General features: G+C 60.3%; 1 protein-coding gene. It reads left to right on the top strand.

Annotated elements, in window-relative coordinates; genetic code table 11:
• Positions 1-212, top strand: a 212-nt coding sequence (locus ACNAW0_RS30900) for an integrase core domain-containing protein (protein ID WP_416291564.1), incomplete at its 5' end; no start/stop codon positions are given.
• Positions 213-257: the final 45 nt, after the last annotated feature.

Raw genomic sequence — 257 nt, 5'->3', positions numbered from 1 at the left:
GCTACGACAACGCCATGGCCGAGTCGTTCTTCGCCGCACTCAAGACCGAGCGGGTACATCGGACCCAGTATCCGACCCGTGAACACGCGCGCAGAGACGTTGCGCGCTACATCGAATTGCACTACAATACCAAACGTCTCCACTCGGGACTCGGCTACAAGACCCCGCAAGAGGTCCACGACGAGTACCTGAATCGGCAGCTCGCAGCATAGGGAACAGGTTTAGCGACTGTCCGGAAAACGCGGGGCGGCCCAGAC

Origin of the sequence: Micromonospora sp. SL1-18, from assembly GCF_047921505.1 — a bacterium.
Classification (GTDB): Bacteria; Actinomycetota; Actinomycetes; order Mycobacteriales; family Micromonosporaceae; genus Micromonospora.
This window is presented reverse-complemented; position numbering and strand designations above follow the sequence as displayed.